The organism is Nonomuraea aridisoli, from assembly GCF_003236395.1.
GTDB classification, from domain to species: Bacteria; Actinomycetota; Actinomycetes; order Streptosporangiales; family Streptosporangiaceae; genus Nonomuraea; species Nonomuraea aridisoli.
The window spans coordinates 1-22,769 of sequence record NZ_POUD01000141.1; the positions used below are offsets into that span (position 1 = coordinate 1).

The 22,769-nt window shown below is 71.9% G+C and carries 28 protein-coding genes; 12 read left to right on the plus strand and 16 right to left on the minus strand.

Annotated features, from left to right (window positions below; genetic code table 11):
* The first annotated feature begins 226 nt into the window (after positions 1-226).
* Positions 227-1,417, plus strand: a complete 1,191-nt coding sequence (locus C1J01_RS28420; RefSeq protein ID WP_111182036.1) for a tetratricopeptide repeat protein — start codon at positions 227-229, stop codon at positions 1,415-1,417.
* Here the strand turns inward: C1J01_RS28420 and C1J01_RS28425 are convergent.
* Positions 1,414-2,394 carry an aldo/keto reductase gene (locus C1J01_RS28425; protein ID WP_111182037.1) on the minus strand — a complete coding sequence of 327 codons (981 nt, stop codon included), beginning with the start codon at positions 2,392-2,394 and terminating at the stop codon, positions 1,414-1,416. The genes C1J01_RS28420 and C1J01_RS28425 overlap by 4 nt on opposite strands.
* Before the next feature lie 62 nt (positions 2,395-2,456).
* Here C1J01_RS28425 and C1J01_RS28430 point away from each other — a divergent pair, with 62 nt between their 5' ends.
* Both C1J01_RS28430 and C1J01_RS28435 read left to right on the plus strand, forming a co-directional pair.
* A complete protein-coding gene (locus tag C1J01_RS28430; protein WP_111182038.1) occupies positions 2,457-3,335 on the plus strand; it encodes a LysR family transcriptional regulator in 879 nt (292 codons plus the stop codon).
* A gap of 34 nt (positions 3,336-3,369) precedes the next feature.
* Positions 3,370-3,570 carry an EF-hand domain-containing protein gene (locus C1J01_RS28435; RefSeq protein ID WP_111182039.1) on the plus strand — a complete coding sequence of 67 codons (201 nt, stop codon included), beginning with the start codon at positions 3,370-3,372 and terminating at the stop codon, positions 3,568-3,570.
* A 6-nt stretch (positions 3,571-3,576) separates the two neighbouring features.
* On the opposite strand, the gene C1J01_RS28440 is transcribed toward C1J01_RS28435, so the two are convergent.
* A complete protein-coding gene (locus C1J01_RS28440; RefSeq protein WP_111182040.1) occupies positions 3,577-3,777 on the minus strand; it encodes a PNPOx family protein in 201 nt (66 codons plus the stop codon).
* A 78-nt stretch (positions 3,778-3,855) separates the two neighbouring features.
* On the opposite strand from C1J01_RS28440, the gene C1J01_RS28445 reads away from it, so the two are divergent.
* Positions 3,856-4,788: a nucleoside hydrolase gene (locus C1J01_RS28445; protein WP_111182041.1), complete on the plus strand. Its 933-nt coding sequence runs from the start codon at positions 3,856-3,858 to the stop codon at positions 4,786-4,788.
* A gap of 6 nt (positions 4,789-4,794) precedes the next feature.
* Here the strand turns inward: C1J01_RS28445 and C1J01_RS28450 are convergent, their stop codons facing one another.
* The gene (locus C1J01_RS28450) at positions 4,795-5,895 is read right to left on the minus strand and encodes a winged helix DNA-binding domain-containing protein (RefSeq protein WP_111182042.1); all 1,101 of its coding nucleotides are present in this window, start codon (positions 5,893-5,895) and stop codon (positions 4,795-4,797) included.
* Positions 5,896-6,123: 228 nt separating this feature from the next.
* Here C1J01_RS28450 and C1J01_RS28455 point away from each other — a divergent pair, with 228 nt between their 5' ends.
* Complete coding sequence (locus C1J01_RS28455) at positions 6,124-7,785, plus strand: alpha-amylase family protein (RefSeq protein ID WP_111182043.1); 1,662 nt, start codon at positions 6,124-6,126, stop codon at positions 7,783-7,785.
* Between the two features lie 11 nt (positions 7,786-7,796).
* On the opposite strand, the gene C1J01_RS28460 is transcribed toward C1J01_RS28455, so the two are convergent.
* Positions 7,797-8,393 carry a TetR/AcrR family transcriptional regulator gene (locus C1J01_RS28460; protein ID WP_111182044.1) on the minus strand — a complete coding sequence of 199 codons (597 nt, stop codon included), beginning with the start codon at positions 8,391-8,393 and terminating at the stop codon, positions 7,797-7,799.
* Between the two features lie 63 nt (positions 8,394-8,456).
* On the opposite strand from C1J01_RS28460, the gene C1J01_RS28465 reads away from it, so the two are divergent.
* Both C1J01_RS28465 and C1J01_RS28470 read left to right on the plus strand, forming a co-directional pair.
* Positions 8,457-9,212, plus strand: coding sequence for an alpha/beta fold hydrolase (locus C1J01_RS28465; protein ID WP_111182045.1), 756 nt, complete (start codon positions 8,457-8,459; stop codon positions 9,210-9,212).
* A 46-nt stretch (positions 9,213-9,258) separates the two neighbouring features.
* Complete coding sequence (locus C1J01_RS28470; RefSeq protein ID WP_111182046.1) at positions 9,259-11,016, plus strand: bifunctional metallophosphatase/5'-nucleotidase; 1,758 nt, start codon at positions 9,259-9,261, stop codon at positions 11,014-11,016.
* A 42-nt stretch (positions 11,017-11,058) separates the two neighbouring features.
* On the opposite strand, the gene C1J01_RS28475 is transcribed toward C1J01_RS28470, so the two are convergent.
* The 6 genes from C1J01_RS28475 to C1J01_RS28500 all read right to left on the minus strand — a co-directional run bounded on the left by C1J01_RS28475 (position 11,059) and on the right by C1J01_RS28500 (position 16,164).
* Complete coding sequence (locus tag C1J01_RS28475) at positions 11,059-11,799, minus strand: cytochrome d ubiquinol oxidase subunit II (RefSeq protein ID WP_111182047.1); 741 nt, start codon at positions 11,797-11,799, stop codon at positions 11,059-11,061.
* A 10-nt stretch (positions 11,800-11,809) separates the two neighbouring features.
* A complete protein-coding gene (locus C1J01_RS28480; protein ID WP_111182048.1) occupies positions 11,810-13,060 on the minus strand; it encodes a cytochrome ubiquinol oxidase subunit I in 1,251 nt (416 codons plus the stop codon).
* 239 nt (positions 13,061-13,299) lie between these two features.
* A complete protein-coding gene (locus C1J01_RS28485; protein ID WP_111182049.1) occupies positions 13,300-13,791 on the minus strand; it encodes a hypothetical protein in 492 nt (163 codons plus the stop codon).
* A complete protein-coding gene (locus tag C1J01_RS28490) occupies positions 13,788-14,312 on the minus strand; it encodes an RNA polymerase sigma factor (protein ID WP_111182050.1) in 525 nt (174 codons plus the stop codon). Before C1J01_RS28490 ends, C1J01_RS28485 begins: the two co-directional genes overlap by 4 nt.
* 47 nt (positions 14,313-14,359) lie before the next feature.
* On the minus strand, positions 14,360-15,031 hold the full coding sequence (locus tag C1J01_RS28495) for a response regulator (protein WP_111182051.1): 672 nt from the start codon (positions 15,029-15,031) through the stop codon (positions 14,360-14,362).
* Positions 15,028-16,164: a sensor histidine kinase gene (locus tag C1J01_RS28500; protein ID WP_235854722.1), complete on the minus strand. Its 1,137-nt coding sequence runs from the start codon at positions 16,162-16,164 to the stop codon at positions 15,028-15,030. The genes C1J01_RS28495 and C1J01_RS28500 overlap by 4 nt, the downstream gene beginning before the upstream one ends.
* Before the next feature lie 62 nt (positions 16,165-16,226).
* Between C1J01_RS28500 and C1J01_RS28505 the strand changes: the two genes are divergently transcribed.
* Positions 16,227-16,460 (plus strand): hypothetical protein, encoded by a 234-nt coding sequence (locus tag C1J01_RS28505; RefSeq protein ID WP_111182052.1) that lies wholly within the window; start codon positions 16,227-16,229, stop codon positions 16,458-16,460.
* Between the two features lie 15 nt (positions 16,461-16,475).
* On the opposite strand, the gene C1J01_RS28510 is transcribed toward C1J01_RS28505, so the two are convergent.
* The gene (locus C1J01_RS28510) at positions 16,476-17,489 is read right to left on the minus strand and encodes a fatty acid desaturase family protein (protein WP_235854723.1); all 1,014 of its coding nucleotides are present in this window, start codon (positions 17,487-17,489) and stop codon (positions 16,476-16,478) included.
* 279 nt (positions 17,490-17,768) lie between these two features.
* Between C1J01_RS28510 and C1J01_RS28515 the strand changes: the two genes are divergently transcribed.
* Both C1J01_RS28515 and C1J01_RS28520 read left to right on the plus strand, forming a co-directional pair.
* A complete protein-coding gene (locus C1J01_RS28515; RefSeq protein WP_111182053.1) occupies positions 17,769-18,749 on the plus strand; it encodes an NAD-dependent epimerase/dehydratase family protein in 981 nt (326 codons plus the stop codon).
* Between the two features lie 36 nt (positions 18,750-18,785).
* Complete coding sequence (locus tag C1J01_RS28520; protein WP_235854724.1) at positions 18,786-19,460, plus strand: glycosyltransferase family 2 protein; 675 nt, start codon at positions 18,786-18,788, stop codon at positions 19,458-19,460.
* Here C1J01_RS28520 and C1J01_RS28525 read toward each other — a convergent pair.
* Positions 19,430-20,368: a beta-ketoacyl-ACP synthase III gene (locus C1J01_RS28525; protein ID WP_111182054.1), complete on the minus strand. Its 939-nt coding sequence runs from the start codon at positions 20,366-20,368 to the stop codon at positions 19,430-19,432. The genes C1J01_RS28520 and C1J01_RS28525 overlap by 31 nt on opposite strands.
* Positions 20,369-20,467: 99 nt before the next feature.
* On the opposite strand from C1J01_RS28525, the gene C1J01_RS28530 reads away from it, so the two are divergent.
* The gene (locus C1J01_RS28530; RefSeq protein ID WP_111182055.1) at positions 20,468-21,073 is read left to right on the plus strand and encodes a TetR/AcrR family transcriptional regulator; all 606 of its coding nucleotides are present in this window, start codon (positions 20,468-20,470) and stop codon (positions 21,071-21,073) included.
* A 95-nt stretch (positions 21,074-21,168) separates the two neighbouring features.
* Here the strand turns inward: C1J01_RS28530 and C1J01_RS28535 are convergent, their stop codons facing one another.
* Genes C1J01_RS28535 through C1J01_RS28550 form a run of 4 tightly spaced genes read right to left on the minus strand, consistent with a single transcriptional unit; the run spans position 21,169 to position 22,577 of the window.
* Positions 21,169-21,381, minus strand: coding sequence for a hypothetical protein (locus C1J01_RS28535; protein WP_111182056.1), 213 nt, complete (start codon positions 21,379-21,381; stop codon positions 21,169-21,171).
* Between the two features lie 36 nt (positions 21,382-21,417).
* Positions 21,418-21,768 carry a nuclear transport factor 2 family protein gene (locus tag C1J01_RS28540; protein WP_111182057.1) on the minus strand — a complete coding sequence of 117 codons (351 nt, stop codon included), beginning with the start codon at positions 21,766-21,768 and terminating at the stop codon, positions 21,418-21,420.
* A gap of 4 nt (positions 21,769-21,772) precedes the next feature.
* Complete coding sequence (locus C1J01_RS28545) at positions 21,773-22,090, minus strand: DUF3140 domain-containing protein (protein WP_111182058.1); 318 nt, start codon at positions 22,088-22,090, stop codon at positions 21,773-21,775.
* A gap of 43 nt (positions 22,091-22,133) precedes the next feature.
* Positions 22,134-22,577: a YdeI/OmpD-associated family protein gene (locus tag C1J01_RS28550; protein ID WP_111182059.1), complete on the minus strand. Its 444-nt coding sequence runs from the start codon at positions 22,575-22,577 to the stop codon at positions 22,134-22,136.
* Between the two features lie 101 nt (positions 22,578-22,678).
* Here C1J01_RS28550 and C1J01_RS28555 point away from each other — a divergent pair.
* Positions 22,679-22,769 (plus strand): helix-turn-helix domain-containing protein (locus C1J01_RS28555; protein WP_146615757.1); only part of this gene is annotated, 91 nt, incomplete at its 3' end.

Sequence of the window (22,769 nt, forward strand, 5' to 3'; positions counted from 1 at the left end):
ATCACTCTCCAACCCTTCGCCGACCTTCATGCGTGGCCGGCCGGTCAGGCCACGTCCGCCCGGCGATCCCTCAACTCCGAAATCGTCTACCGCTTGGCGACCGAGCGCGAGTCCGCCGAGACAGACGACGCATCGCCCTGACGGCGATTCGTCTCTCCCTGCCCTGCTTCGCAGCAGTCCGAATTCCTCACCGGCCTGAAGGCCGGAGCATCTTTTGGAGACACAGGTGAAGGTCGCCGATCCGGTCCAGCGGGGGCGCACGCTCCTGGGGATGCGCCGCTGGGCGGAGGCCGAGCGGGAGCTCCGCGGCGCCCTCGCCCAGGACCCCCAGCACGTCACCGCGCACGCCCTCCTGGGGCTCGCCCTCGTCCAGCAGCGCAAGACCGCCGAGGCCGTCGAGGAGGCCCAGGAGGCCGTACGGCTCGCGCCCGACCAGTGGTTCGCCCACTACGCCGCGGCCCAGGTGTACCACCGGGCCCACCTGCCGGCCGAGGCGCTGGCGGCCGGCCGCGCCGCCCTGAACCTCAACCCCCAGTACGCCTCCATCTGGGAGGTGCTGGCCCGGATCCACATGACCAGGGGCGAGTGGCCGCTGATGGCCGACGCCGCCCGCCGGGGGCTGGAGCTCGACCCGGAGGACGCGGACCTGGCGAGCCTGCTGTCGCTGGCGTACACCAACCTCGGGGACGCGGAGCAGGCCGGGAGCGCGGCGGCGCACGCCGTACGGCTCGATCCCGAGAGCGCCACCGCGCACTTCGTGCGGGGCCGCGCGGCGCTGCGGTTCGGCGACCCGCGGGAGGCGGCGGAGGCGTTCCGCGAGGTGCTCCGCCTCGACCCCGGCTTCGGGCGGGCCAGGGACCTGCTGGTGCGGGCGCTCAAGCAGCGCAACCCCGTGCACCGGCGGCTGGAGCCGCTGCGGCGCAAGTTCCGCGGCGGGTGGTGGATGGTGTTCCTGCTGCCCGCGATCCCGCCGATGATCGCGGTCTTCGTGCTCATCGCGCTGCTGCACTGGGCGGCGTGGGTGGCAGAGTCGTGGACCATCCTGCGGCTGGCCCGCGGCAAGGCCACCCGCCTGCTGTTCGAGCAGGTCGAGGCACGCGTGTCGCTGCTGTGCTGCTGCCTGGTGCCGCTCGGCGCGGCCCTGCTCGCGCTGGGCGTCGCGCTCGGCAACGACGCGACCGCCGTCGCCGGGGCGGGCGTCATGGCGCTGGTCACGCCCGTCCAGGAGGCCGCCCACACCGGCACTCCCGTCCGGCGGGCCGTCCTGTACGGCTGGGCGGCGCTGCTCTGCCTGGCCCTGGCCGCCGCGGTGGCCTTCGGCACGTTCGCCGTCGCCCTCATCGCGGTGTACGCCGCGCTCGCCACGATCTGGGTGGCCGCCCTCGTGCGCGGCCGGCACGCGGGCACGGGCCTTTAGAGCAGCGTCCCGCCCGACACCTCGAAGGCGGACAGCGCCTCGTCCACCCGCGCCAGGGTGTCGGGGTGGAGGGTGAGGTCGGCCGCGGCGGTGTTCTCCTCGATGTGCGCGGGGGTGCGACTGCCCGGGATCGCGACCACGTGCTCGTCCTGGTGCAGCAGCCAGGCGAGGGCGAGCTGCGCCGGGGTGATGCCGAGCCGCGCGGCCAGCGCCCTGATCGGGGCGTAGCGGTCGTTGTTGGCCGCGAGGTTCCCGGCCTGGAAGCGGGGCGCGTTGTGCCGGAAGTCACCCTTGCCGAGCTCCTGGACCGCCCCCGTGAGGAAACCGCTGCCGAGCGGGCTCCACGCCACGATCCCCACGCCCAGCTCCCGCGCCGCGGCCAGCAAGTCGGCGTCCACCGGACGCCACATCGACCACTCGTTCTGCACCGCGGCCACCGGGTGCACCGCGTGCGCGGCCCGCAGCTGGGCGGCCGTCACGTTGGACAGGCCCACGTGCCGGACGAGGCCGTCGCGCACCAGCTCCGCCATCGCGCCGACCGTCTCCTCGATCGGCACGTCCGGGTCGGGGTAGTGCGCGTAGTACAGGTCGATCACGTCGGCGCCCAGGTTGCGCAGGCTGCGTTCGGCGTAGCCGCGGACCAGCCGGGGCTCGGCGTTCACCCGCAGCTCGCCGTAGGCGTAGCCGACCGGGAACGACCGGCCTGCCTCGCCCTCCGGGATCGCGAGGCCGAACTTCGTCGCCAGCACGACCTCGTCCCTGCGCTCCTTGATCACCCGGCCGACCAGGCGCTCGTTGTGGCCACCGGGGCCGTAGGCGTCGCTGGTGTCCACGTGGACGGCCCCCGCGTCGAGGGCCGCCCGCAGCGCCCGCTCGGCCTGGGCCTCGTCGACCTCGCCGTACATGCCGGGGGACAGGACCATGGCGCCGTAACCGATGGCGGGCACTTTCAGTGCGCCGAGTTCACGAGTTCTCATGACGGCGATCGTGGCGCGTGGCGCGGTGGCGCGTCCAAGACCCGCTGCGATAACCAGTGGTTATGGACGTGCATCTGCGCGACGTGCGCTATTTCGTGGCGGTGGCCGAGGAGCTCAACGTGACGCGGGCCGCCGAGCGGCTGTTCGTGTCCCAGCCGGCGTTGTCCAAGCAGCTCAGGGTGCTCGAACGACAGCTGGGGTTCCGGCTGTTCGAGCGGGTGCACGGCGGGGTGCTGCTCACCCGGCAGGGGGCGGCGCTGCTGCCGGTGGCCCGCGACCTGCTGGAGCGGTGGCGCTCCGGGATGGAGACCGCGCGGGCGGCGGCGCCCACCGGGACGCTCGTGATCGGGCTGCAGACCGCCGTGGGGCGCGGCCTGCAGCAGGAGGCGCTGCGGCGCTTCCGCGCGGCGATGCCGGGCTGGGAGGTGTCGCTGCGGCTCGTCGGCTGGGACGACCCCAGCGGCGGGCTGGCCGACGGCTCCTCCGACGTGGCGTTCGTCTGGCGGCCGGTGCCGCCGGGGCTGCGCACGCACGTGCTGGCCACCGAGCGGCGCGGCGTGGCCATGCCCGCCGGGCATCCGCTGGCCGAGCTGAAGGAGGTGCCGTTCGCGGCGTTGCGGGCGGAGCCGTTCATCGCGCTGCCCCCGGCGGCCGGGCCGCTGCGCGACTTCTGGCTCGGGCTCGACGCCCGCGACGACGAGCCGGTCATCGGGGTCACCGCCAACACGCCCGAGGAGGTCTTCGAGGCGGTGACCGGCGGGCTCGGCGTCGTCCTCGTGGCCGAGGGCAATGCGACCCTCTACAGCCGGCCAGGGATGACCTACCGTCCCGTTACCGGGCTGCCTCCTGGGGAACTGGCCATTGCCTGGCGCGAAAGTGATGGAAGGCCACAAGTCATGGCATTCATCGACGCGCTACGACAAGTCAAGACTAAGGTCTGACGCGATATCGGATCTTCGTACGGAAGGGCGACCCATGAGCGACTACGCCACCACCTTCGACCTGATCGACGCCGACAACGACGGCCGCATCTCCGCCGTCGAGCTGGTCCGGCTGATGGACGTGCTCGGCAAGCCCGTCTCCCTCCAGGCCGCGGAGGAGGGCGTGCGCAAGCTCGACAAGGACGGCGACGGCCTGATCGACCTGGAGGAGTTCGCCGCGTTCCTCGGCGGGTGACCGCCGTCAGCCGTGCTCGGCCCGGCGCGCGGCGTACCAGGTGTCGCCGACCGGCTCACCGGCCAGGTTCCAGCTCCACGAGACGGTCGGCGTGACGGGGGCGTACGCGACCGGCACGACGTCCGGCTGTCCGCCCGGGGAGAGGGTGGCCAGGCGGGCGAGCGGCTGCGAGCGCAGGTAGGCGATCTCTTCGTCGGTGAACGTCATCGGGCCTCCTCGTGCGGGATCTCATCTCTCATACGAAGCGCATCCGTCGCCATCGACACCCACAACTAGCATGAACGGGTGCGGACCCCCCTCATCCTCGACTGCGACCCCGGACACGACGACGTCTTCGCCATCTGGCTGGCCGCCGCGGACCCCGCCCTCGACCTGCGAGCGATCACCACCGTAGGCGGCAACGGGCGGCTCAGCCACACCACCTACAACGCCAGGGTCGTGACCGAGCTGGCCGGGATCGCCGGCGTGCCGATCTCGGCGGGGGCGGAGAGCCCGCTCGTCCGCCTGCTGACGCCGGCCGAGGCGATCCACGGCGACAACGCGCTCGGCGGGCCCGAACTCCCGGCGCCCGCCCGCGAAGCCGACCCGCGCACCGCGATCGAGCTGATCAGGGACACCCTCGACGCGTCGGCCGAGCCGGTGACGATCGTGGCCACCGGGCCGCTGACCAACATCGCGATGTTCGTCCGGCTTCATCCCGACCGGCTCTCCCGGATCGAGCGGGTCGTGTGGATGGGCGGCTCCACCGGCCGGGGCAACATCACCCCGTACGCGGAGTTCAACTCCTGGACCGACCCCGAGGCGGCGGCCATCGTGCTCGGCTCGGGGCTGCCGTTCACCATGATCGGCCTGAACGTCACCCACCAGGTGCTCACCACCCGCGAGGTCGTCGCCGGGATCGGCGCGATCGGCAACCGCACGGCCGCGTTCGGCGTGGAGCTGCTGAGCTTCTTCAACGCGACGTACGAGACCGACCAGGGCATGCCCGAGGGGCCGCTGCACGACCCGGTGGCGGTGGCGCTGGTCGCCCGGCCCGGCCTGGTGACGACCGTGCGCGCCCGGCTCGACATCGAACTGCACGGCACGGAGACCGCCGGCGCGACCAGCGTCGACCTGCTCGGCAAGCTGGGCCGCGAGCCCAACGCCGACGTCGCCACGGGGATCGACGTCGAGGCGTTCTGGAAGCTGCTGGAGGAGGCGATCCGCACCCTCGCGTGACGGCGCTCACCCGGGAGACGCGTTGATCCGCACGCGGTCGCCGTCACCGTCGGAGAGGAACGACGCCAGCGCCCGCCCCTCCTCGGCGACGGCGTCGCCGTCGGCGCGGGACAGGCGGCGCAGCGGGTCGACGACCACGGCGCCGTCCTCGACGTTCCAGGTCGCGGCGACCCGGCCGTCCACCAGGACGACCCGCGCGCCGGCGACCGACAGGCCGCGGTGGGCGTCGTCGATGATCCGGCCGCGGTCGTGGTAGCCCAGGATCGCGTTGTCGAACGCCGGCAGGAACCGCACCGGCGCCGGGGTGTCCGGGTCGGGGCGCGGCGCGTCCGGCAGGTCCAGCAGCTCCCGGCCGCGTTCGTCGCGGAAGACGACGAGCTCCTCGCGGATCGCGGAGACCGCGGCCGGCAGTCCGGCCAGGCCGCACCAGGCGCGCAGATCGGCGGAGGCGGCGGGGCCGAACGCGGCGAGATAGCGCCGTACCAGTGCCTGGCCCACGGGGTCGGAGCCGTCCGGGGCCGGCGGGTCGAGCTCGCGCCCCAGCCACGCGGAGAGCGGCACGTTGCGCACCCCCGCCCGCGTGCGCCACAGCCCGCGCGGCGGCAGCTGCGCCACCGGCAGCAGGGCGGCGAGCACCATCTCACCCAGCGCCCGCGGCCCGGCCGCCGGCCAGCGCCCGGCGAGCGCCCGCCCCACCTCTCCCATCGAACGCGGCTCGCCGTCGGCCATCACCGCCCGCCCCGCCGCGGCGAGCTCGTCCAGGTCGATCCCGGCGAGTTCGCGGCGGTACGTCCCGAGGACCCGCTGGCGCAGCATGGCGTCGTGGCGGGCCCGCCAGGCCAGGGCGTCGGCGGCGGTGACCAGGTGGACGGTGCGGCGCATGAGATGAACCCGCACCACGTCGCGCCCGACGAGCAGGTCCGAGAGCACCGCCGGGTCGAACGCGCGCAGCCGCGACCAGAGTCCTGCGAAGGGCTCCTGCGGCTCCTGCGCCTGCAGGCCGCACAGGTGCGCGACGGCGTCGAGGACCCGCACGTCGGCGCGGTCGAGCAGCAGCTGCCGGGCCAGCGTCGCGCGGTTGAGCGCCCGGGCGCCGAGAACGGTCACGCCGCGCCCCGCTCGCCCGCCGCCCGGCTGATCTCCTCGCCGCATCCTCACGTTGATCGTTCCCTTCGTTCTCCGGACGGTGTCCTCGGACACGGTCGCAGCGGAAGAGGTCAGGACCTGGCCGCTTCTCACGGCGACGAGGTTTTCCGTTCGATGAACTGCGCTTGGGGTAGCGCTGGTCTTTGCGTCTCTATGGGGCGATATGGGGACTCACGAAAGGGTGTTTCCGTGCGGCTGACCTACACCTCGGACGTGTGGTGGAAGAACGCGGTCGTCTACTGTCTGGACGTCGAGACGTTCAAGGACGGCAACGACGACGGCGTGGGCGACTTCCGCGGCCTGACGCAGCAGATCGACTACCTGGCGGGGCTGGGCGTGACGTGCCTGTGGCTCATGCCGTTCTTCCCGACGCCCAACCGCGACGACGGGTACGACATCACCGACTTCTACAGCGTCGATCCGCGGCTCGGGACGCTCGGCGACTTCGTGGAGTTCATGCGCACGGCCCACGACCGCGGCCTGCGGGTGATCGCCGACCTGGTCGTCAACCACACCTCCGACCAGCACCCGTGGTTCGTGGAGGCCAGGTCGAGCCGCGACTCGCCGCTGCGCGACTGGTACGTCTGGTCCGACGAGCCCGAGCCGGACAACCCCGAGCAGATCGTCTTCCCCGACAAGGAGACCAGCATCTGGGAGTACGACGAGGGCTCCGGCCAGTACTACCTGCACAGCTTCTACCGGCACCAGCCCGACCTCAACGTCGGCAACCCCGAGGTCAGGGACGAGATCCCGCGCATCCTCGGCTTCTGGATGGAGCTCGGCCTGTCGGGCTTCCGGGTGGACGCGGTGCCGTTCCTCATCGAGAACGTCAACCCGAAGCTGGCGAACCCGCACGAGTTCCTCGCGGACCTGCGGGCGTTCATGACGCGGCGCAACGGCGGGGCCATCCTGCTCGGCGAGGTCAACGTCCCGTACGAGCAGTTGGTCCAGTATTTCGGCGATGGGCTGGGCGACCAGATCACCATGTGCTTCGACTTCATCGGCATGCAGAAGGCGTGGCTGTCGATGGCCCGCAACGACGCCGCCCCGCTCGCCGAGGCGCTGCGCGCGCGCCCGACGCCGCCGAAGGACTGCCAGTGGGCGATGTTCCTGCGCAACCACGACGAGCTGACCCTCGACAAGCTCACCGAGGAGGAGCGGGAGGAGGTCTTCCGGGCGTTCGGGCCGCGCGAGGACATGCAGATCTTCGGCCGGGGGCTGCGCCGCCGCCTCCCGACGATGTTCGGCGGCGACCTGCGGCGGATCAAGATGGCCTACAGCCTGCTGTTCTCGTTGCCCGGCACGCCCGTGATCTTCTACGGGGAGGAGATCGGGCTGGGGGAGAACCTCGACGAGGAGGGCCGGATGGCGGTCCGCATCCCGATGCAGTGGTCGGAGGACGGCGGCTTCAGCCGCCAGGAGCCGGTGCGGCAGGTGCCGGAGGGGTCGTTCGCGCCGGACCGGGTCAACGTGGCCGACCAGAAGCGCGACGTGGACTCGTTGTTGCGCTGGTTCCAACTGCTCATCGAGCGTTACCGCGAGTGCCCGGAGCTGGCGTGGGGCGACTGCACGGTGCTCGACAGCGGCCACCCGGCGGTCTTCGCGCACCGCAGCGACGCCGACGGTGCCACGATGGTGCTCGCCCACAACCTCTGCGACACCGCCCAGGACGTGGTGCTGACGCTGGACGGGCTGGAGGGCTGCCTGCTCACGGACCTGCTGGTGGACGGCACGCTGAAGGTGTCGGCGGACGGCAAGGTGCGCCTGCCCCTCGACCCGCACGGCTGCCGCTGGCTCCGCGCCTCGTCCCCCGAGGTGCCCCCGGAGGACGCCTCGGTCAAGGCCCAGTAGCGGGCCGGCGTTCAGGAGGTGTCAGCCGAGGGCCAGGCGGACATGGCGAGCTCGGCGACGCGCAGGAGGTCGGCGTGGGAGGCGCCGTCGCGGGACTGCGTGGACATGCCCTGGATCACCGCCGCGTAGAACGTGGCCAGCCCCGCCGTGTCGGTGCCCGCCGGCAGCCGCCCGGCCGCCAGGTCGTCGTCGATCCGGCGCTTGATCGCGGCCTTGGCGTCCTCGCGGAAGCCGCGCAGCAGGTCCTCGACCTCGGCGGACTCGGGCCCGCAGTTCACCGCGCCGGTGATGACCAGGCAGCCCGCCGGGTGCTCGGAGCTCGCGTACTCGGCCGCGGCCTCGCGCAGCACTCGCTCGATGGCCGCGCGTCCCGTCGGCTCCTCGGCCAGCGCGCGGGTGGTGAAGGCGCCGTACGTCTCCTGGTAGCGCCGCACGGCCTCCTCGAACAGCCGCCGTTTGTCGCCGAAGGCCGCGTACAGGCTGGGGGGTCTGATCCCCATGGCGGCGGTGAGCTCGGCGATCGAGGTCGCCTCGTAGCCGTGCCGCCAGAACGCCAGCAGCGCGGTCTCCAGCGCCGCCTCCCGGTCGAACGCCCGCTGTCTCGCCATGCGCCCATTCTATAGCGATCGCTATGTTATCTTTCTTTAGCAATCGCTAAAGAAAGGAACGTCATGCCCACGGCCCCCCATGACTCAGGCACCGTCCACTACCACCGGGCGGGCAGCGGTCCCGGGCTCGTCATGGTGCACGGCACCGGCGGCGACGCGGTCAGCAACTACGCCCACCTCGTCCCCGGGCTCACCGACATCCGCACCGTCATCACCCCCGACTACGCCGGCAGCGGCCAGACCTCCGACCCGGGCGGCGACCTCACCCTCGACCTGCTCGCCGGCCAGGTCGCCGCGACGTTCGAGGAGCCGTCCGACCTGGTGGGCTTCTCGCTGGGCGCGGCCGTCGCGGCGAAGGTCGCCGCCGAGCGCCCCGAGCTGGTCAGGCGGCTGGTGCTGATCGCCGGCTGGACGCACCTCGCCGACTCCCGGCTGGAGCTGGGGCTGCGCACGTGGGCGCGGCTGGCCGCCACCGACCCCGAGAGCTTCGCCGCGTACGGACCGCTCGTGGGTTTCAGCCCCGCGTACGTGAGCACGGTCGGGACGGCGGCGCTCATGGCGGGGGAACCTCCGCGCGGCACCCTGCGCCAGATCGAGCTGGACTTGCGCGTCGACATCCGGGACCTGCTGCCCAGGATCACCGCGCCGACCCTGGTCGTCGGCAACACCCTCGACCACCTGATCCCGGTCGAGCACGCCCGCGCCCTGCACGCGGCGCTGCCCGGCAGCCGGTATGCCGAGCTCGAGAGCGGCCACGTGGTCCTGCACGAACGCCCGGCGGAGATCACGGCCCTCATCCGCGGCTTCATCGCCGGCTGAGGTTTCGTAACCAACGAGTAATTTGCCCTGGTTAGCCTCCAGCATCATGCAGACCAAGAAGCTCGCCCTCGCCGGGGCCGCTGCCGCGCTGTGCGGCGTGGCCCTGGTGACACCCCCCGCGTACGCCGGTTCGCCGGCGAAGACGGTCACCGTCACGGTGATGGGCACGTCCGACCTCCACGGCAACGTCCTCAACTGGGACTACTTCAAGGACGCCGAATACTCCGACTCCCAGGGCAACGCCATCGGCCTGGCGAAGGTCTCGTCGCTGGTCAACCGGATCAGGGCCGAGCGCGGGGCGGACCACACGCTGCTGTTCGACTCGGGCGACACGATCCAGGGCACCCCGCTGGCGTACTACTACGCCATGGTCGAGCCGATCACCGAGACCGGTGAGACCCACCCGATGGCCAAGGCCATGAACGCCATCGGGTACGACGCCGTGACCCTGGGCAACCACGAGTTCAACTACGGTCTGCCGCTGCTGGCCACCTGGGTGAAGCAGATGAAGGCCCCGGTGCTCGGCGCGAACGCCGTCCACGAGGAGACGGGCGAGCCGGCGTACACGCCGTACGTGATCAAGACCATGAAGGTCAAGGGCGAGAAGCCGATCAAGGTGGGCGTGCTCGGCCTCACCAACCCGGGCGTGGCCATCTGGGACAAGGCGAACGTCCAGGGCAGGCTCCGCTTCGACGACCTGGTCGAGTCGGCCAAGAAGTGGGTGCCGGTCATCCGCGAGCAGGGCGCGGACGTGGTCGTGGTGACCGCGCACGCCGGCGACAACGGCATGTCGTCCTACGGCGACGAGCTGCCGGTCGAGAACGCCTCCGCGATGGTCGCCGAGGAGGTGCCGGGCATCGACGCGGTGCTGTTCGGGCACGCGCACAACGACGTGCCGCAGCGTTTCGTCACCAACAAGGCCACCGGGCAGCAGGTGCTGCTGACCGAGCCGGGCCGCTGGGGCAACCGGCTGTCCACGCTCGACTTCCAGCTCACCAAGCAGCGCGGCAAGTGGGTGGTGACCGGAAAGTCGTCCACCACGCTCAACACCAACACGGCGCCGGCCGACCCGAAGGTCGTCGAGCTGCTCAAGCCGCAGCACGACACCACCGTCGGCTACGTCAACAAGGTCGTGGCCAAGTCGGCGGTGGACATGTCGGCGGCCGAGTCGCCGTACAAGGACACGGCGATCCTCGACTACATCCAGCATGTCCAGACCGAGGCGGTCAAGCAGGCGCTGCCGGACAACACGCTGCCGGTGTTGTCGATCGCGGCGCCGTTCAGCCGCAGCGCCGTCTTCCCCGCCGGCGACATCCGCGTCAGGGACGTGGCCGGTCTGTACGTCTACGACAACACGCTCATGGCGGTCAAGCTGACCGGCGCGCAGATCAAGGACTACCTGGAGTACTCCGCGCGCTACTTCAACCAGCTCGCCCCCGGCGCCCCGGTCGACGTGAGCAAGTTGACGAACGCGAACGGCACCCCCGACTACAACTACGACCAGCTCTCCGGGGTGTCGTACGACATCGACGTGGCCAAGCCCGCCGGACAGCGCATCGCGAACCTCACCTTTGAGGGGCAGCCGGTCCCGGCCGACGAGGAGTTCGTCGTCGCGATCAACAACTACCGCCAGTCGGGCGGCGGCGGCTTCCCGCACGTCACCGGGGCCGAGGTGGTCTACAACGCGCAGGTGGAGATCAGGCAGGCGCTGATCGAGTACGCCACGGCGCAGGGCACCATCGACCCGGCCGACTTCGCCGTGCCCAACTGGAAGCTCACCCGCGACGGCGCCCCGCTGTTCTGACGTCCCACAGGGGGTGGAGGAGCCCTTCACCCCCTGTGCGGATCAAAGGTAGGACGGGCCGGTGACGCGGTGGCGGAAGGTCCACCAGACCCAGGCCTGGGCCGCCACCAGGAACGGGATCAGCGTCAGCACGATCGGCGCCAGCAGCGGGCCCGCCGTGCCCGGTTCCAGCGGCAGCCGCAGCCCGGCCAGCACGCCCACGGCCAGGAGCGCCGCCGAGGTCAGCGCGTACGTACGGGCCTCGCCGGCCCCGCCCGAGAGCACCGCTGCCCGCTCGCGCAGCACGCCGCGCAGCCGCAGCGTCGCGAACGTCAGCCCGTGCGCGGCGAACAGGGCGGCCACCGCCAGCGCGGGCAGCGCCGCGAGCGGCCCCTGGATGCCGAGCAGCACGTGCGACAGCAGCCCGCCCCAGCTCAACGCCAGTCCCCAGCTCCCGGCCACGGTGGCGCCGTCCCAGAACGCCTGCCAGCGCGCCCCCGGCACCCGCCCGCGCAGCCACAGGCCGGCGTCGCGCGTCACCCACGCCACCAGCAGCAGCACCACCAACGTGTGGTTGCCGCTCAGCAGCTCGCCCTCCAGCTCGGGGAAGAGCCCCGCGAGCACGCCCGCCACGGCCACCAGCCACACTTCGTTGCCCAGGTAGAACGGCGCGATCGCGGCGATCACCTCGCGCCGCTCGGCCGCCGAGCGCCCCAGGTACGGCAGGGCCATGCCCACGCCGATGTCGGCCCCGGCCAGCACGAGGTAGCCGAGCGCGAAGAAGGCCAGCACGAAGATCTCCATGGGGTGCTCCCTAGAACGACGGGACGGGGACGGGGGCCTCGATCGGCCGGTCGCCCAGCGCGACCGCGCCGGGCCCGCGCCGGGCGTGCCGGCCGAGCAGCCACACGTTGATCACGATCAACGCGCCGAACACCGCGGAGAACGCCGTCAGCGAGAAGACCACCTGGCCGTGCGACAGCGGCGACATCGCCTCGGCGGTGGTCAGCAGCCCGTCCACGGCCCACGGCTGCCGCCCGACCTCGCGGAACACCCAGCCGGCCAGCATGGCCGCGAACGGCAGCGGGATCATCAGCGTCAGCAGCCCGTGCCAGAGCCGGAACCCGTGGACGACCGGCCGCACGAGCATCAGCAGGAAGCTCGGCCCGCCCAGGAAGAGCATCACGGCGAACAGCACCAGCATCGTGATGCCGGCCGTCTGGACCACCTCCACGGGCGGCAGGTGGTCGCCGGGCCCGTGCAGGGCCGTCATCTCGGCCTGGACGGCGGCCAGCCGCTCCGCCGAGCCCGACCACGCCGCGATCTTGCCGGGCTGCATGGTCTCGAACCCGAGCCCGCCGAACGTCGCGGTGACGAACAGCCCGGGCAGTGCCACGCCGAGCCCGATCCGCAGCGACTTGCGGAAGACGTCCCGCTCGGCGGTGCGCCGGCGCAGGTGGTACGCGCTCACCCCGGCCACGAAGAACCCGCCGGTCACCATCGCGGCGGCCAGCACGTGCCCGAACGCCACCTGCGCGGCCGGGTTGGCCACCATCGCGCCGAAGTCGACCAGCCGCAGCCGGCCGTTCTCCAGCACGTGACCGAGGGGGTTCTGCAGGAAGCCGTTGGCGACCATGATCCAGAACGCCGACGCGTACGCGGTCAGCGTCACCACCCAGATGACCGCCAGGTGCGCCCACCGGTTCAGCTTGTTCCAGCCGAAGATCCACAGGCCCAGGAACGTGGACTCGACGAAGAACGCCACCAGCGTCTCCATCGCCAGCGCCGCCCCGAAGACGTCGCCTGCGTACTCGGTGAGGCCGCTCCACGCCAGGCCCAGCTGGAACTCCATGACGAGGCCGGTGACGATGCCCATCGCGTAGTTGATGACGTACAGCTGGCCCCAGAACCTCGTCATCCGCAGGTGCACGGGGTCGCCGCTGAACGTGGCGCGGGTCTGGACGACGGCGACCAGCGTCGCCAGGCCCAGCGTCAGCGCCACGAACAGGAAATGCGCGCCCGCGGTGAGCGCGAACTGCAGGCGGGCGAGCTCCACGGTGTCCATGCTCCGAAGCATCCGGGCACGGCTTCGCCCGCCGCGTCATGCCCGGGAGTGCACCCGCCGTACATCCCGGGTCGCACGACGGCGCCGGGACGTACGACTGCGGGAGTCCTCAGACCAGCAGCAGGACCACGCCGGCGAGCAGCAGCGCGGCGGCGAGCGCGGCCGCGACGACCACGCCGGTCCGGCCGAACCGGCGGCGGATGAGTTTCGGGTTGTGTGCCATCGAGATCACTTTCCTCTCAGTCGGATGACGCGGGGTCGGCGCGGGTCAGCTCGTGCATGCGGCGCAGCAGCTCCGCCCGCCGGTGATGGGCGCGGACGGCCAGCGCCAGGGCCGCCGCGACGAACAGGCCGCCGACCGCCAGGGTGGGCGCGAGCCCCGTGCCGCGCTGGACGGCGACGGCGGCCAGGCCCGCGGTGGTGGTGACGGAGGCGGCGAGCCCGAGCCAGGCGGCCACCACCCGGTCGGTGGCGAACAGCGGCACCCTGCGCGTCAGCAGCCACCCGCCGTACCCCGTCCAGGCCAGGCAGAACGCGGTGAGGACCGCGAACGCCAGGTGCGTGCGGCCGGGCAGCGGGCCGGGCTCGGACCACCACAACGTGGCGGCGAACACCGCGCCGGCCAGCCCGGCCACCAGCGCCGCCACGGCCTGGACGCGTCTGCGCCGCGACAGCGCCGGCGTCAATTGCTCGATCAGCTCCCGCGCCGACAGGTTCGGCTCCTCGGTCATGGCCGGTATCCCTTCTCCTCCAGGTGCTCGCGCAGCAGCCGACGGGCGCGGTTGAGCCGGGACTTGACCGTTCCGGCGGGGATCCGGCAGATGCGCGCGCACTCCTCCACCGACAGGTCCTCCAGGTAGAACAGGACGAGGATCTCCCGCTCCGGCGCCGGCAGCCCGGACAGGAGGCTCACCAGGGCGGCGCGGTCCACCATGGCCTCGACCGCGTCCTCGGTGACCGCCTCGTCCGTCGCCGGCTCCTCCCAGGCGCGGGCGTACTCGCCGCGCAGCCGCTCGGTGACCGAGCGGCGGGCGATCGTGAACAGCCAGGGCGCGAACGCGCCGGGCTCCCGCAGCCGGGGCAGGCCGCGGACGACGGCCAGCCAGATCTCCTGCGTCACGTCGTCGGCGCGCTCGGCGTCCAGCATGCGCCGCACGTACGTCCACACCGGCACCCGCCAGCGGGCCACCAGCTCGGCCAGCGCCGCGCGCTCGCCCAGCTGGGCACGCACCACCAGCAGCTCATCGGTCATCTCGGCCTCCCGTCACCCTGCACAGTCGGACGGGAGGCCGATCAGGTTCACGACCCGCTGAGCCAGCCGGGGGTGATCATGCCGGCCTCGTACGCCATGATGACGAGCTGGGCGCGGTCGCGGACGCCGAGCTTGGTCATGATGCGGCTGACGTGCGTCTTCGCCGTGGCGGGGCTGAGCACGAGCCGGGCGGCGATCTCGTCGTTGGACAGCCCGCCCGCGACCAGGGTCATCACCTCTCGTTCGCGTTCGGTGAGGGCGTTCAGCCGGGGGCCCGGGTCGGGGCGCTGGACCCGGCCGGCGAACTCGGCGATCAGCCGCCGGGTGATCGAGGGCGCGATCAGGGCATCGCCCCTGGCCACCACCCTGATCGCGTGGATCAGCTCGGCCGGCTCGGTGTCCTTGACCAGGAAGCCGGACGCGCCCGCCCGCAGCGCGCCGTAGACGTAGTCGTCCAGGTCGAACGTGGTCAGGATGATCACTCGGACGCCGGCGAGCGCCGGGTCGGCGGCGATGCGCCGGGTGGCCTCCAGGCCGTCGAGGTCGGGCATGCGGATGTCCATGAGCACCACGTCGGGACGGTGCTCGCGGGCGCCGCGCACGGCCTGCTCGCCGGTGGCGGCCTCGGCCACCACGTCGAGGTCGTCCTCGTCGCCGAGGATGGACCGGAACCCGGCCCGGACGAGGGTCTGGTCGTCGGCGAGCAGGAGGCGGATCATCGGGTTCCGTTCGTCGGCGGGCTCAGGGGCAGGCGGGCGGTGACGCGGAAGCCGCCTTCGGGGCGCGGGCCCGCCTCCAGGGCGCCGCCGAGGGCGGTGGCGCGCTCGCGCATGCCGAGCAGGCCGAACCCGCTGCCGCCGTCGTAGGAAGCCCCCGGCCCCTCATCTTCCACGCAGATCATGATATTTCCGGACGTGTGGCGAATGGTGAGCGTCGCCTTGTCCGTACCGGAATGGCGGGAGACGTTCGTCAGCGACTCGCGCACGATCCGGGCGGCGGCCAGGTCGACCTCGGTCGGCAGCGCGTCGAGCGGCCCCGACAGCTCCGTGCGGACGTCCAGCCCGGACTCCGCCACCAGCGCGTCCACCCGCGCCAGGCTGTCGGCGGGCGCGGTCGGCGCGTCCTCGTCCACCTGGCGCAGCACGCCGAGCGTGGTGCGCAGCTCGCGCAGCGTCTCCTTGCTGGTGTCCTTGATCGTCCGCAGCGCCGCCTCGGCCTCCTCCGGCCGTTTCCTGATCCCGTGCAGCGCCGCCGCGGCCTGCACGTTGATCATGGAGATCTTCTGCCCGAGCACGTCGTGCAGCTCCCGGGCGATGCGCAGCCGCTCCTCGCCGGCCCGCCTCCTGGCCTCCTCCTCCTTGCTGCGCAGGGCGTCGAGCGCGTGCTGGCGGGCCTCCAGCAGGTACGCCCGCCGGTTGCGCGTGACGCCGCCGAACGCGATGGCCGCCACCACCCATCCGGCGATCATGAGGAACATGCTGTCGTCCACGTGCCGGGTGCCGCCGACCTCGCCGAGCCCCATGGCCAGCAGCGCCACCGCGCCCACCACGACGGCCGGGATGAGGTGGCCCAGGTCGGCGGCGGTGTAGAGGGCGACGAACGCCATGACGATGACCGGCCCGTCGAGCCCCGCCAGCGGGTAGTACGCCCCCGACGCCGCGGTCACGACGACCAGCGCCGCGACGGGGTGGCGCCGGCGCAGCAGCAGCGCCCCGGAGGCGATGAGCGGCAGCAGCACGTCGAGCGTGTTCACCCGGTCGGCGCCGCGCAGCGCGAACGTCACGAGAGTCCAGGCGAGCACCCCGCCGATCGCCACGAGGGAGACGATGGTGCTGGTGGACGGCCGTCGCATGGCTCCCATTCTGTACGTCGTCTCCGGGTAATCCGTCCGGCATATCCGGGTAGAGGTTTCGGATGAGCACTAAGGACGAACTCCGTCAGGTCGAAGAGGACCTGACCCGGTTGCGAGCCGAGAACCAGGACATGCGCGACCAGATCGGCGAGATCGGCGCGACGGACCAGGTGGAGATCTCGGCCATGATCAGCCAGGCGGACGAGCAGGTGGAGCTGATCGCCGATCTCGAACGCCGCCGCGACGGGCTGATCCGGCGGCTGGAGGAGGAAGAGGGACGGGAGGGCGCCCGTTGAGGGCGCCCCCGCGTCTCAGCGGAGTGCGGCTCCGACCTCGTGCAGGTGCCGCAGCGCCTGGCCGTACGACTCGACCAGGCCGGTCTGCAGGTAGTCGACGCCGATCTCCGCGCAGTAACGCTGGACGATGGGCTGGGCCCGGCGCAGGTTCGGCGCGGGCATGTTGGGGAACAGGTGGTGCTCGATCTGGTAGTTGAGCTGGCCGAGCGCCACGTCGGTGAACGGGTTGCCGCGGACGTTGCGGGACGTCAGCACCTGCTTGCGCAGGAAGTCGAGCTTGTCCTCCTTGGTCAGCACGGGCATGCCCTTGTGGTTGGGCGCGAACGAGACGCCCAGGTAGATCCCGAACAGGCCCTGGTGCACGAGCAGGAAGACCAGCGCCTTGTCCCACGGGAGCACGGTGAAGACCAGGCCGAAGTAGAGCACGAAGTGCGTGAGCAGCAGCGCGAGCTCGGGGCCGCGGCGCTTGGCCGAGGGCTTGAGCAGGGCCTTGAAGCTGGCGATGTGCAGGTGCCAGGCCTCCAGGGTGAGCAGCGGGAAGAACCAGTAAGCCTGATATTTCGCGATAAATCGTGGCAAGCCGTGGCTGCGCGCGACCTGGTCCTCCGACCAGACGATCACGGCGGGGGAGACGTCCGGATCGTGGTCCTCGTGGTTGGGGTTGGCGTGGTGGCGGTTGTGCTTGTGCGTCCACCAGCCCCAGCCGAGGCCGACGCCGAGATTGCCGATGAGCAGGCCGGCGACGTCGCTCGGCCGGCGCGTCCTGAAGACCTGCCGGTGCCCGAGGTCGTGGGCGACGAATCCGAGCTGCGTGAACACCACGGCCATCGCGGCCGCCACGAGCAGTTGCAGCCAGGAGTCGCCCACCCAGGCGAACACCGCCCACCCGCCCAGGTAGGCGAGCGCGGCGAGGCTGATCCGTACGGCGTAATAAACAGGACGCCGGTCCAGGAGACCGGCGTCCGAAACGCGTTGTGCTAGTCGGGCGAAGTCGCTGCCTCTGGTTTCGGTCGTGCTGGTGCTGACCACGGGTCTCCTCGTCTCGCGGAGCAAGTTGCGACCACCATGGCGTATCCGCCGCCGAACCGGAAGCATGATCCGCCCGATCACCGGAAGGGTGACCTCCGCCGCGCCGTCCGCTCCCGTTCGGTCAGGGGAGAAGCGGACTCTGGGGCGTACCCCTCCGGTCGTCAGAAGAGCAGGCTTCGAGCGTACCTCTCGAAATCGAGCAGCGAGCCGACCTCGCTCCAGCGCGGCGTTCCCGCTTCGTAAGATCCGGTCCGTTCCGGGCGGTGTTGGATCGGCGGCATGCGTGTGTTGCTCACCGGCTCAGCGGGGTTCATCGGCGGTCACGTCGCGCAGGCCCTCGACCACGACGTGATCACGGCGGACCTTCGTACGGGCGTGGACGTCCGCGACCCGGCCGCCCTCGACCGGCTCCTTCGCGGCGTGGACGCCGTCGTGCACCAGGCGGCCAAGGTCGGGCTCGGCGTCGACGTGGCGGACCTGCCGGACTACGCCTCCGTCAACGTGTACGGCACGGCGACCCTGCTGGCCGCCATGGCCCGGCACGGCGTCGGCCGGCTGGTGCTGGCCTCGTCCATGGTCGTGTACGGCGAGGGCGCCTACGACTGCGCCCGCCACGGCCGGGTGCGCCCCGGCCCCAGGAGGGCGGCCGACCTCGCGGCCGGCGTGTTCGACCCGCGCTGCCCGCACTGCGACGACGTGCTGACGCCCTCTGTCGTCGCCGAGGACGCCGCGCCCGACCCCCGCAACGCCTACGCCACCACCAAGCTCGCCCAGGAACACCTGGCCGCCAACTGGGCCCGCGAGACCGGCGGCACCGCCGTGGCCCTGCGCTACCACAACGTCTACGGCCCCCGCATGCCCCGCGACACGCCGTACGCCGGGGTGGCCTCGATCTTCCTGTCCGCGCTGCTGGCCGGGCGCGCGCCGAGGGTCTTCGAGGACGGACGCCAGCGGCGCGACTTCGTTCACGTACGCGACGTGGCCAGGGTGAACGTGCTCGCGCTCGGGGCGGGCACGGCGGGGGAGCTGACGGCGTACAACATCGCCAGTGGCCGGCCCCGCACGGTCGGAGAGCTGGCCGCGGCCCTGGCGGAACGGACCGGCGGCCCCGCGCCGGTGACGACGGGCGAATACCGGCTCGGCGACGTCCGCCACATCGTCGCCTCCCCGCGGAAGGCGGCCCGCGAACTGGGCTTCACCGCCGAGATCGCGTTCGAGGACGGCGTCGAGGAGTTCGCGGCGGCCGTCACGGCTCCGTAAGAGTTTCACGGCCCGCGGCGCTCTATCGTCGCAGGCGTGATCGATGTCGTGCTGCCCTGCCTCGACGAGGCCGAGGCGCTCCCGTGGGTGCTGGAGCGCATGCCGCCCGGCCACCGTCCCATCGTGGTCGACAACGGCTCCACCGACGGCTCCGATCGGATCGCGGCCGAGCTCGGGGCGGTCGTCGTCCGCGAGCCCCGGCGCGGTTTCGGGGCGGCCTGTAACGCCGGGCTGCTGGCGGCCTCCAGCGAGATCGTCTGCTTCATGGACGCCGACGCCTCGCTCGACCCGCGCGAGCTCCCGCTGGTCACCGGCCCGGTCGCCGCGGGCGAGGCGGAACTGGTGCTCGGGCGGCGGGTGCCGGTGGCGGCGGGAGCCTGGCCGGCGCACGCGCGGCTCGGCAACGCCGTGCTGGCCCGCCGGCTGCGACGCACCGCCGGGGTTCCGGTGCGCGACCTCGGGCCGATGCGGGCCTGCCGCCGGGCGGGGCTGCTCGGGCTGGAGCTGGCCGACCGGCGGTTCGGGTATCCGCTGGAGATGGTGGTGCGGGCCGCCGCCGCGGGCTGGCGTGTCGCGGAGGCCGACGTGCGCTACCTTCCCCGCGCGGGGCGCTCCAAGGTCACGGGCACCGTACGCGGGACGCTGCGGGCGATCGGCGACATGCGCGCCGTCCTCGCCGATCAGGGACGGCGCACCACCAGCCCGGCGTAGGACAGGTTGCCGCCGAACGCGAAGAGCAACATCGGCGCTCCTCGCGGGATCTCGTGCTCCTCCAGCAGTTTCGCCAGGGCCAGCGGCACGCTCGCCGCCGAGGTGTTGCCCGACTCGACGACGTCCCTCGCGATGACCGCGTCGACCGCGCCGAGCCGCTCGGCGAGAGGTTCGATGATGCGCAGGTTCGCCTGGTGGAGCACGACCGCCGCAAGGTCCTCCGGGCGTACGCCGCCGCGCTCGCACGCCCGCCGGGCGATCTCGGGCAGCCGGGTGGTGGCCCATCGGTAGACGCTCTGGCCGTCCTGGGAGAAGCGGGTGGGGACGCCCTCGATCCGTACGGCCCGGCCCAGTTCCGGCGCCGAGCCCCACACGACCGGCCCGATCTCCGGCTCGTCGGACGCGCTCACCACGACCGCCCCCGCGCCGTCGCCCGTCAGCACGCAGGTGGTGCGGTCGGTCCAGTCGGTCACCGCGGTCATCATGTCCGCACCGACGACCAGCGCGTTAGTGGCGGCGCCCGCCCGGATGGCGTGATCGGCCTGCGCCAGCGCGTGGGTGAAGCCGGAGCAGGAGACCCCCACGTCGATCAGGGCCGCGGCGGGCACGCCGAGCCGGGCGGCGACGCGGGAGGCGACGTTCGGGGCGCGCTCGGTCTGGGTGCAGGTGGCGACGAGGAGAAGGTCGATCTCGGAGGCGTCCAGCCCGCTGCCTGCCAGGGCCTTGGCCGCGGCGTGCTCGGCCATGTCCGCCACGCTCTCGCCGTCCGCGGCCACGTGACGGGTGCGGATGCCGACCCGCTTGCTGATCCACTCGTCGCTGGTCTCCACCATGGTCGCCAAATCCTCATTTGTCATGATCTTTGCTGGTTGGTAGTGACCCGTGGCGACAAGTCGTGATCCATTCATGCAGACGGACTATAGCAACCGAACGTTCGGACGCTAATCTGGCCCGCATGAGTCCGCGTCCGGTTGCGGGGAGGCTGTCCCGGCCGGTAGGGATGCCGTATGAGCCCGCGTAGATCTGTGGCCGAGGCGCTCGGGACGCGGTCGGCGATCCTGGAGCGCGGGGTGGCCATCGCCTCCTGTGAAGGGCTGGAAGGGCTGACCATCGGCCGGCTGGCCGCCGACCTGGGCATGAGCAAGTCGGGCGTGCTCGGACACTTCGGCTCGAAGGAGGCCCTTCAGCTCGCCGTGCTCGACCGTGCCGGCGATGTCTTCCGTGCCGAGGTGTGGGAGCGGGCCAGGCCCGCCGCTCCGGGGCTGGCGCGGCTGAGGGCGATCTGCGCGGCGTGGATCTCCTACCTCGAACGCGGCGTCTTCCCGGGCGGGTGCTTCTTCGTCGCGGCGGCGCACGAGTTCGACGGCCGCCCGGGCGCGGTGCGGGACTCGGTCGAGGCCGGGTTCGAGACCTGGCGGGCGCGCCTGGAGAAGGAGGCCCGCAGAGCGGTGGACGCGGGGGAGCTCCCTGCGGCCACGGATGCCGGTCAGCTCGTCTTCGAACTCCTCGGAGCGGCCATGGCGCTGAACCACGCGCTCCAGCTCCACCGCGACCCGCTCGCCGTCACCCGGGCCCGTCAGGCCATGGAGTCGCGTCTCGGCGGCGTCGCGTGACCTCGGTCCGTCGTCAGCTTCGTCGGCTCGCGGGTTTTGTCAGCTTGTCAGTTCGCCAGCTCGTCGGCGCGTCTGTTCGTCGGCTTGTCGGCTCGTCAGCTCGCGGCGAGGCGTTCGAAGAGCGCCAGGGCGGCCTGGCGGACCTCCTCCGGGGTCACCCCGTCCAGCGTCTTCCTGGCGTCGGTGATGTCGCGGGTGGTCGCCAGCGTGATGGCCACGGAGGAGGCGGCGGCGCGGTCGATCGACCCCGTCGGGGCGGCGTCGGCGAGCTCCTGGGCGCTGGTCGCGAGGTCGAGGTTGTCTCTCAAGGGATCTCCTCGGATGAAGATGTTCGGCCCATTGCATCACTTGGTGTCGTGCCGCATCCACCATTCGGTGAATTCCCGGCAACGGCCGTCGGGGGCGAACCCTATCAACCAGAGGTTACTGTACGTTTTGTCCGGATATGTGGTGACTCCCTGGACAACGCTCAACTCGTCCGTGACGCACAGCGGATGCCACTCGAACGTGGCCTCACCAGGCTTGTCCCGCCGACCCAGCCACTGGGCGACGATGTCGTCGCGGCCCTGCCATGGGGTGGCGTACGGCTCGGTGTAGTAGACCGCGTCCTCGGTGAACAGGGCGGCGATGTCGTCGGGATCGTTGGAGTTCCACGCGCGTACGTAGCCCTCGATCCACGCCTTCGGCTGGACCATCGGATCATCCCCTCAGGGGGTCGTGCCCCACGGACATGAGCTCGCGCCGCGAATCGTCGTCCGTGCGGTCGCCCATGGTCTCGACGAGTTCGACGACCTGGCGCATGACGTGGAGGTCGTTCTTGGTGAGGTCGCCCTTGCGCTTGCTCAGGACATGCAGGACGCCGCGGCCGAGCTCGTCGATGCCGAGGTCGGGATCGGCGGTGAAGCTCTCCTCGTCGGAGGCGAGGGCGAGCAGGAAGGCGCGCAGCTCTTCGGAGTTCATGTTCACCGTCCGGTGGAACTCCTCCCACAGCATGTCGGTGTCAAAACTCTCGGTCATACGGCCCCGCCTACCCGCGAGACCTCGCGTTACGCACGTGACCTCACCCGCCGGCGGCGAGCTCCGCCACCGTGACGGCCACGCGCCGCGCCCGGGTCTCCGGCTTCTTGGCGGCCTCGATCCGCAGGATGTAGCGCCTCTTGCGCGAGTACGACAGGCTCTCGAAGAACGCCTTCGCCTCGGGGGCGTCCTCGAGCGCCGCCGCCAGGTCGGCGGGCACCGCCACGTCGCGAGGCGCGGCGTCGAGCGCGAGCTCCACGTCGACCTCGTCGCCGGCCGCCACCCCGGCCGCCTGGCGGTTCTCGGCGCTGAGCGGCAGCATGAACCGCCCGCCCATCACCGCCACCGTGCTGCGGTAGGCGTGGGAGCCGATGGTGACCGTCACGGCGGGCCGCTTCCCGGCGCCGAGCGCCTCCACGACCTCGGCGGGCACCTCGAACCCCGTCGCGGTCTTGCGGGCCGGCTCGATCGTGCAGCGGAACCTCATCTTTTCTCCTTAAGCGTGGAAACCCCGGGCTTCAGCCCTGGGGAGGAAACGCTGCCCTGCGCCGGAGGATTCTGTCGGTGCTGATCACTAGGTTGATCGGCGTGTCCCGCTACCGCCTCGCGCCGACACCTGCCCAGGGGCAGGCGTTGCTGGAGCACTGCGGGCATGCGCGTTTCGTCTGGAACCTGGCGG

Bases quoted from the DNA above. Each gene is read 5' to 3' on its own strand.
- C1J01_RS28425 (WP_111182037.1), bottom strand. From the start codon at position 2,394: ATGAGAACTCGTGAACTCGGCGCACTGAAAGTGCCCGCCATCGGTTAC.
- C1J01_RS28430 (WP_111182038.1), top strand. From the start codon at position 2,457: ATGGACGTGCATCTGCGCGACGTGCGCTATTTCGTGGCGGTGGCCGAG.
- C1J01_RS28435 (WP_111182039.1), top strand. From the start codon at position 3,370: ATGAGCGACTACGCCACCACCTTCGACCTGATCGACGCCGACAACGAC.
- C1J01_RS28440 (WP_111182040.1), bottom strand. From the start codon at position 3,777: ATGACGTTCACCGACGAAGAGATCGCCTACCTGCGCTCGCAGCCGCTC.
- C1J01_RS28460 (WP_111182044.1), bottom strand. From the start codon at position 8,393: ATGGCGAGACAGCGGGCGTTCGACCGGGAGGCGGCGCTGGAGACCGCG.
- C1J01_RS28465 (WP_111182045.1), top strand. From the start codon at position 8,457: ATGCCCACGGCCCCCCATGACTCAGGCACCGTCCACTACCACCGGGCG.
- C1J01_RS28470 (WP_111182046.1), top strand. From the start codon at position 9,259: ATGCAGACCAAGAAGCTCGCCCTCGCCGGGGCCGCTGCCGCGCTGTGC.
- C1J01_RS28475 (WP_111182047.1), bottom strand. From the start codon at position 11,799: ATGGAGATCTTCGTGCTGGCCTTCTTCGCGCTCGGCTACCTCGTGCTG.
- C1J01_RS28480 (WP_111182048.1), bottom strand. From the start codon at position 13,060: ATGGACACCGTGGAGCTCGCCCGCCTGCAGTTCGCGCTCACCGCGGGC.
- C1J01_RS28485 (WP_111182049.1), bottom strand. From the start codon at position 13,791: ATGACCGAGGAGCCGAACCTGTCGGCGCGGGAGCTGATCGAGCAATTG.
- C1J01_RS28490 (WP_111182050.1), bottom strand. From the start codon at position 14,312: ATGACCGATGAGCTGCTGGTGGTGCGTGCCCAGCTGGGCGAGCGCGCG.
- C1J01_RS28495 (WP_111182051.1), bottom strand. From the start codon at position 15,031: ATGATCCGCCTCCTGCTCGCCGACGACCAGACCCTCGTCCGGGCCGGG.
- C1J01_RS28500 (WP_235854722.1), bottom strand. From the start codon at position 16,164: ATGCGACGGCCGTCCACCAGCACCATCGTCTCCCTCGTGGCGATCGGC.
- C1J01_RS28505 (WP_111182052.1), top strand. From the start codon at position 16,227: ATGAGCACTAAGGACGAACTCCGTCAGGTCGAAGAGGACCTGACCCGG.
- C1J01_RS28515 (WP_111182053.1), top strand. From the start codon at position 17,769: ATGCGTGTGTTGCTCACCGGCTCAGCGGGGTTCATCGGCGGTCACGTC.
- C1J01_RS28525 (WP_111182054.1), bottom strand. From the start codon at position 20,368: ATGAATGGATCACGACTTGTCGCCACGGGTCACTACCAACCAGCAAAG.
- C1J01_RS28530 (WP_111182055.1), top strand. From the start codon at position 20,468: ATGAGCCCGCGTAGATCTGTGGCCGAGGCGCTCGGGACGCGGTCGGCG.
- C1J01_RS28540 (WP_111182057.1), bottom strand. From the start codon at position 21,768: ATGGTCCAGCCGAAGGCGTGGATCGAGGGCTACGTACGCGCGTGGAAC.
- C1J01_RS28545 (WP_111182058.1), bottom strand. From the start codon at position 22,090: ATGACCGAGAGTTTTGACACCGACATGCTGTGGGAGGAGTTCCACCGG.
- C1J01_RS28550 (WP_111182059.1), bottom strand. From the start codon at position 22,577: ATGAGGTTCCGCTGCACGATCGAGCCGGCCCGCAAGACCGCGACGGGG.